The following is a 6,773-nucleotide window of genomic DNA, read 5'->3' as shown; positions in this document are numbered from 1 at the left end:
CCGCCGCCAGCGGCCCGGACCTGCCAGCTCGACCGGTTCGGGCGCATGTGCGTGTCCCCAGGCCGATGGATGGTGGTCGTGATCACCGCCGCATTGAAAGCCATGTGNTTCGGAGCAGCCCGCAACCCCGCACTGGCCGGCGCGCATCGTTAGAGTACCAGTCTGTGGAGGCGCAAATGCGAGACCGGTGTCGGCGAAAGCAGGAGCCGTCGCCAGCGCCGGTGAGGTCTGCCAAGCGAGATCGCGCCAGGCGATTAGCAGGGCACGGCCTTTGACATAGAGCAGCCTTAGCCCGATCGCGATCACCAGGCCGTAGCTGACGATTTCGACGATGTGGACCGTGCTTCCGATCACTGCGGCCGTGGTGCCGAGTAGCACCGCGGCGATCGCCACGATGACGATCGCGACGAGCGATTGCACCGCCGCCGCGGCGAACGACAGCACGATGCCGCGTCGCCATGTCTCGCGGCTGGCGACCAGATACGACGATATCACCGCCTTGCCATGCCCGGGGCCGGCCGCGTGGAGAATTCCGTAGAGGAACGAGATCGCGAACAGGCTCCATCGCGCCGCGCCGTCCTGCTTGCTGGCGCGGATGTGAGCCGATAGAGACCGATAGAACTTGGCTTGCTCGGCGAAAATCCAACTGGCGAAGTCCGAGCCGGGCAGAGCTGCGGCCGGATGCGGGGCGCCGAAGGGCGAGGCTTGTGCGACGGCGACGTCGAGCATGGAGATAGCCGCGACTGCGGCCAACAGACACAACAAGGCGCGTTGTTTGGTCATGGGCATTTCACCAGGATCTTGTTGGCGAAGGTCTCGCCGTATGTGCTCGAAGGGTCGAGCGGCGTCGTGTCGAGCTGACTCAGTCTGAGCTGCTCGGCTGCCGTCGGCTCATGCGGAAGTTCGTAAGAAGCGGCACAACCCGGCCCGCCCTCGAGCGTCACCGGATCGTCCTTGGCGAATTCGAAATCGACGAAGATCGAGGGATCGTAAATCTCGATCTTCATCATCTTGGCTGGCGTCGGCGTTGCCAGCGGCAGGGTGAAGTGCAGCACCAAAGCGCTGTCGCTGTATTCGAGCCAGTAGTCTCGCGGCGGCGCAAATTTCAGCTTCTTGCCGTCGGCCTGGGCGAAGGTGAAGTAGTCGTACTCCTTCAGCGAATCCATGTTGGTCTGCGCCAGCGGGGCGAGTTCTGCCCGCGTATAGATGCCTTTCTTGGCGTGGTGGATTCCCTGCAGGGCGTAGGCCGAGAACATGTCGTCGAACGTCCAGATGTGACGCACGCCCGTCATCTTGCCGTCGGCGGCGTAGACCACGTCGCTGTGAAAAGTGACCCAGACGTGCGGATGCGCCGCGGCGCGCCCGGCGTAGAGACAAAGCAGAACGGCCGCAAAGCGGCCGAGGCGACGCAGCTTCGGCATCGTCGATCACCGATCATGAGGTGTCAGATCACTCCGCGGGCGGAGTGTCGTCGCGCGTAGTTCGGGAAAGTGCCGCCCTCGTCGGGGCCGGCTTGTCGTGCCGGCAAGCGAATGGAAAACGCTTCAGGCCTTCCGTCAAAGCCCTTCAGCGATCTCGAGATTCGCCGGCATCAGCCGACTGTCGGAGGCGCGCGGGATAAGAATGGCGAGCGAGGCTGTTTGAACGTTGCGGGTCGATTGAAAACCGACGGAGTTTCGGTCGGGACGATGTCGTGCGCCAGAGCCTGGTTTGCATCGTCCGGCAAAAACGTTGTCGACAGCAGGAAGCTCGAAAAGCAGATGCTGCAGTGATCTTCGTCGTCGCTCAGATCGCCGGGAACGGAAGGCGATGTCGCCGGGTCGAGTTGGGCCGCCGTCGCGGCGATCATGCCGTGATGTACGGCGCCGATCTCGTGCAGGTGAGTATGGCCGAACGCGAGCAGGAACTGGAGAAGCAAAGCCGCCAACGCGGCGCAGGCGATGCTTCGCCGCGCCCCATCCGCAGTCCTGATTGCTCCCAGTGTCACCAGGACAGCTTCGCTTTCATCATGAGCCAGGAGCTCTTCGATTCAATCCCGGTGTGCCGGTCCTCGGTCCGACCAGCGTCCCCGTGACGCACACGATGTGAGAAACATGGCATTCGATAGGCGGGCGTCGAGAAATTCGAAAATCAGTGACGATTGTCCCGAGCAGGTCAAACGGTCGTTAGTTGCATCGCGATAAAAATGCGCGTCCGACTTGTGAGGCTACGCGACTTTTCCCGCCTTGCTGTGACGCCTGCCATAGACGGCGTAGATCACCAGCCCGATAGCGAGCCACACCGCCAGCCGGATCCAGGTGTCGAGCGGCAGCCCGAGCATCAGAATTAGCGACACGAGCGCGCCGGCGGGAGCGACAAACCAGATCGCCGGCGCCCTGAAAGGGCGGTTCTGTTCGGGGTGTTTGACGCGCATGGCCAGCACGCCGATGCAGACGACGGCGAAGGCGAACAGCGTGCCGATGCTGACAAGCTCGCCGACGAGGCCGATCGGCAGCAGGCCCGCCAAAACGCAGACCACGACGCCGACCGCGATGCTGGCGATGTAGGGCGTACGAAAGCGCGGATGGGTCGTGGCGGCGCTGTTCGGCAGCAGGCCGTCGTGAGCCATCGCGCGAAACACGCGGGACTGTCCGAGCAGCAACACCAGGATGACCGATGTCAGGCCCATGACGATGCCGAGTTTGACGATCGGCGACAGCCAGCCAATGCCGGCGGCGTCGATGCCGATCGCGATCGGATCGGGCACGTTCAGCCGGTCATAGGGCACGATCCCGGTCAGCACGAAGGCGACCGCGACATACAGTACCGTGCAGATCGCCAGTGAACCCAGGATCCCGATTGGCATATCACGCTGCGGATTCTTGGCTTCCTGCGCCGCTGTCGACACCGCATCGAATCCAATGAAAGCGAAGAATACCACGGCGGCGCCGCGCAGTACGCCCGACCATCCGAACACGCCCGTGCCGGCGTTCGGCGGGATGAAATCGCCATTAGGATTGGTGCTGGTCACCCAATTCGCCGGGCTCACCTTGGTGACCGCGAAGGCGATGAACAGTGCAATCACCGTCAGCTTGATAGCGACGATGACGACGTTGAAGCGCGCCGACTCCTGAATGCCGAGAACTAGCAAGCCGGTGATCGCCACGATGATCGCCATCGCTGGGACGTTGATCACTGCACCGGTCAGCGCCCACGTCCGCGTCGCGGCGTCGTAGGCGAGCGGGGCGGAGGTGAAGGCGGCCGGCAGATGCAGGCCGAAATCGGCGAGCAGACTGTTGAAATAACCGGACCAGCCGATCGCCACCGTCACGGCGCCGACTGCGTATTCCAGGATCAGGTCCCAGCCGATGATCCAGGCGACGAACTCGCCAATCGCCGCATAAGCGTACGTATAGGCGCTGCCGGAGACCGGCACTGCAGCTGCCATCTCGGCGTAGCACAGGCCGGCGAAGGCGCAGGCGATTGCGCCGAGCATGAATGACAGCGACACGGCCGGCCCGGCGTTCGCCGCCGCCGCGTGCCCGGTGAGCACGAAGATGCCTGCGCCGACGATGCCGCCGACGCCGAGCGCGACCAGGTTGAGCGCGGAGAGCGAGCGCTTGAGATGCAGAGCGCCCGCTGCGGGAGAATCCGACACGGCCGCTTCCGCTTCAAGCGTCTTCAGCGACTTGCGAACCCAGATATTTCCCATCCTGCACCCCGCCCCGAGCCGGAAACTCAACGCAACAAGCGCGTCAGCGGTCGCAAAGTTCCGATCAGCCGTGCTGCGTGCTTCAGCCGAACAGTCGTCGTGTTCGGTGTGAAAATGCAAGATCGGGGAGAGACCCAAGGGGTCGTCTGAAAGGACGGTCGCCCTCGGGAGAGCTTCGTCGGGAGACGTGGCCGCTTTTCGGCTCAACGACGGCGCTGACCATAAGACGACGATCTCCAGGTCCGATTCAACCGGAGATCGTCATCTTTGCCTGCACTAAGCCTTCGCCGCCTTGATCATGTCGGCGGCTTTCTCGGCGATCATGATCACCGGCGCGTTGGTGTTGCCGGTGGTCACCTCGGGGATGATCGAAGCGTCGACCACACGAAGGCCGGCGACGCCGTGGACGCGCAGCTGCGGATCGACCACCGCCATCTTGTCGGTGCCCATCTTACAGGTGCCGCACTGATGGTGATACGACATCACCGCCGAGCGGGCGTAGGCGGCGAGCTGCGCGTCGGTCTTTGCCGCCGGGCCGGGATAGATCTCGCGTTTGATCCAGGCCTTCAGCGCCGGCTGGTCGGCGATCTTGCGCAGCATTTTGATGCAGGTCACCAGCGTCTTGATGTCGTAGTCGGTGGCGAGCACGTTGATGTCGAGGTCGATCGGCGCGGCCGGATCGGCCGAGGTCAGCCGGACTTCGCCGCGCGATGTCGGCTTGACGCCACCGGCATTGAAGGTGAAGGCGTTCTTCACCGAGGCATCCTGCTCCGGTGCGTAGTAGGGCCCGAACAGGCCGAGCGGCTGCATGTCCGGTTCGGGGCGGTCCGGCGAGGTCTTGGCGAACAGCTGCACGTGCAGCGGCGTCACGCCCATGTTGTTCGGCGGCGGCACCGGCTTGGAAGCCTCCCACGTCACCGGCAGCAGCGTGTGGTCGTGCAGGTTCTGGCCGACGCCGGGCAGCTCGTGCTTCACCGCGACGCCGATCTTTTCGAGCTGGGCTCGCGGGCCGATGCCGGACAGCATCAGCACGCGCGGGCTTTCGATCGCGCCGCCCGACACGATGACTTCGCCCGTCGCCTTGACGGTGTGCATCTGCCCCTGCTGCATGTAGGTGACGCCGGTGGCGCGTCCGTTCTCGATCTCGACTTTGTGGACGCGCGCGTCGGTGATCAAGGTCAGGTTCGGCCGTTCCAGCGCCGGCCGCAGGAACGCGACGGCGGTCGACTGACGCAGGCCGTCGCGGGTGTTGAGATCGCAGAAGCCGACACCGAGCTGGCTCGGGCCATTGCAGTCCGGATTGTACGGATGGCCGGCCTGCACGGCGGCTTCCATCATGGCGATGTTGACCGGGTGAGGGCGGATTTCCGAAGTCACGTGGAGCAGTCCGCCCTTGGCGTGATACTCGGACGGCTCGCCGTCGTAGTCCTCCGACTTGAGGAAGTACGGCAGCACGCTCTTCCAATCCCAGCCGTCGTTACCCCAGCTCGCCCAGCGATCGTAATCCGTCGGCGCGCCGCGCACGTAGATCATGCCGTTCAGCGATGAAGAGCCGCCGAGCGTCTTGCCGCGCGGCCAGAACAGCTTGCGATTGTCGGCGTGCTTCTGCGGCGTCGTCCAATACGCCCAGTCGTAGGGCGAATTCCACAATTCGATGACGCGGATCGGCGTCGAGATTTTCTCGCTGTTATCTGGTCCGCCGGCTTCGATCAGCAGCACCCGTGCGCCATTTTCGCTGAGCCGGTTGGCGAGCACGCAGCCGGCGCTGCCGGCGCCGCAGATGATGTAGTCGTAGCTGGCGTCGAGAGCCTCTGCGGTGTTGATCGAGGCGCCCGGCAGCCCGCCCGCGAGGGTGATGACGCCGGCGGCCACTGCGGTGCGGCCGATGAATTCGCGACGGTTCATCTTGCTGGTCATGTCGCTGTCTCTCTTTTCTTAGGAGATCATAATCTGGAGATCGGTGTATTCGTGCAGGCCGTCCTGGGCGAATTCGACGCCGAGGCCGGACATCTTGGTGCCACCGAACGGTGCGTCGGGGCGGATCATGCCGTGCTGATTGATCCACACCGTGCCGCATTCCAGCCGCGCGGCGATGGCGCGCGCCTTCTCGGGATCGCCTGACCACACCGAGCCGCCGAGGCCGGCGGGATTGGCGTTGGCAGCGGCGATTGCGGCTTCGACATCTGTGTACTTGATGATCGGCAGCACCGGGCCGAACTGCTCCTGATCGACCAGAGGATCGCCGTTGTCGAGGTCGGCGATCAGCGTCGGCGGATAGAACAACCCTTGGCCCGGCACACCGCCGATCAGCACGCGGCCCTTGGCCTTGGCGCTCTCGACCAGCGCGGCCACTTTGTCGAACTGCATCTGATTGGAGACCGGGCCGAGCACCGTGCCGTCGTCCAGCCCATTGCCGACGCGGATGTTCGACACGTAGGCGGTCAGCGCCTCGCACACCGCGTCGTAGACGTCGGCGTGGACGTAGAGCCGCTTCAGCGCCGCGCAGGTCTGGCCGGCGTTGATGAACGCGCCCCAGAACAGGCCTTCGGCGATGGCCTGCGGATCGACGTCTGGCAGAACGATGCCGGCGTCGTTGCCGCCGAGCTCCAGCGTCAGCCGCTTCAGCGTGCTGGCGGCCGACCGCATGATGGCCTGGCCGGTCGGGGTCGAGCCGGTGAATACGATCTTGCGGATTCCGTCGTGCGCCGACATCAGCGCGCCGAGCTTGGCGTCGCCGTCGCTGCCGGTGACGATGTTGACCACGCCGGGCGGCAGGACCTTGTTCATCAGTTCGACCAGCCGCAGCGTCGACAGCGGCGTGTAGGGCGAGGGCTTCGACACGACTGCGCATCCGCAACGGATCGCCGGCAGGATGTGCCAGACCGCGATCAGCATCGGCCAGTTCCAAGGCGTGATCGAGCCGACGACGCCGAGCGGCTTGCGGATCTTCTGGACGTTTCCGCCTTCGCCGCTCGACAGAACTTCGGGCTTTAGCGACAGGCTCGACGTGTAGCGGCTCCAGCCGACCGAACGCTGCACCTCGAACATCGAGCCGATGCCGCCGAGCGGTTGCCTGTCAAGC

6 protein-coding genes are annotated in these 6,773 nt (G+C 64.5%); all 6 read right to left on the bottom strand.

Annotated features, from left to right (window positions below):
- Positions 1-783, bottom strand: a 783-nt coding sequence (locus I5M_RS30115) for a nickel/cobalt transporter (RefSeq protein ID WP_022722839.1), incomplete at its 3' end; no start/stop codon positions are given.
- Positions 780-1,421 (bottom strand): DUF1007 family protein, encoded by a 642-nt coding sequence (locus I5M_RS18970; protein WP_022722838.1) that lies wholly within the window; start codon positions 1,419-1,421, stop codon positions 780-782. The genes I5M_RS30115 and I5M_RS18970, both read right to left, overlap by 4 nt.
- 170 nt (positions 1,422-1,591) lie before the next feature.
- Positions 1,592-1,987 (bottom strand): DUF2946 family protein, encoded by a 396-nt coding sequence (locus tag I5M_RS18965; protein ID WP_148287902.1) that lies wholly within the window; start codon positions 1,985-1,987, stop codon positions 1,592-1,594.
- 219 nt (positions 1,988-2,206) lie between these two features.
- Complete coding sequence (locus tag I5M_RS18960) at positions 2,207-3,691, bottom strand: amino acid permease (RefSeq protein ID WP_022722836.1); 1,485 nt, start codon at positions 3,689-3,691, stop codon at positions 2,207-2,209.
- A 276-nt stretch (positions 3,692-3,967) separates the two neighbouring features.
- Positions 3,968-5,608, bottom strand: a complete 1,641-nt coding sequence (locus I5M_RS18955; protein ID WP_022722835.1) for a GMC family oxidoreductase — start codon at positions 5,606-5,608, stop codon at positions 3,968-3,970.
- An 18-nt stretch (positions 5,609-5,626) separates the two neighbouring features.
- The coding region (locus I5M_RS18950; RefSeq protein ID WP_022722834.1) for an aldehyde dehydrogenase family protein at positions 5,627-6,773 on the bottom strand (1,147 nt) is incomplete at its 5' end.

Origin of the sequence: Rhodopseudomonas sp. B29 (assembly GCF_000333455.1) — a bacterium.
Taxonomy (GTDB): Bacteria; Pseudomonadota; Alphaproteobacteria; order Rhizobiales; family Xanthobacteraceae; genus Rhodopseudomonas.
The sequence above is the reverse complement of the archived record's forward strand: the minus strand, read 5'-3'. Positions and strand labels throughout refer to the sequence as shown.

Excerpts from the sequence above, each read along its gene's own strand:
- I5M_RS18970 (WP_022722838.1), bottom strand. The coding sequence starts at position 1,421 with ATGCCGAAGCTGCGTCGCCTCGGCCGCTTTGCGGCCGTTCTGCTTTGT.
- I5M_RS18960 (WP_022722836.1), bottom strand. The coding sequence starts at position 3,691 with ATGGGAAATATCTGGGTTCGCAAGTCGCTGAAGACGCTTGAAGCGGAA.
- I5M_RS18955 (WP_022722835.1), bottom strand. The coding sequence starts at position 5,608 with ATGACCAGCAAGATGAACCGTCGCGAATTCATCGGCCGCACCGCAGTG.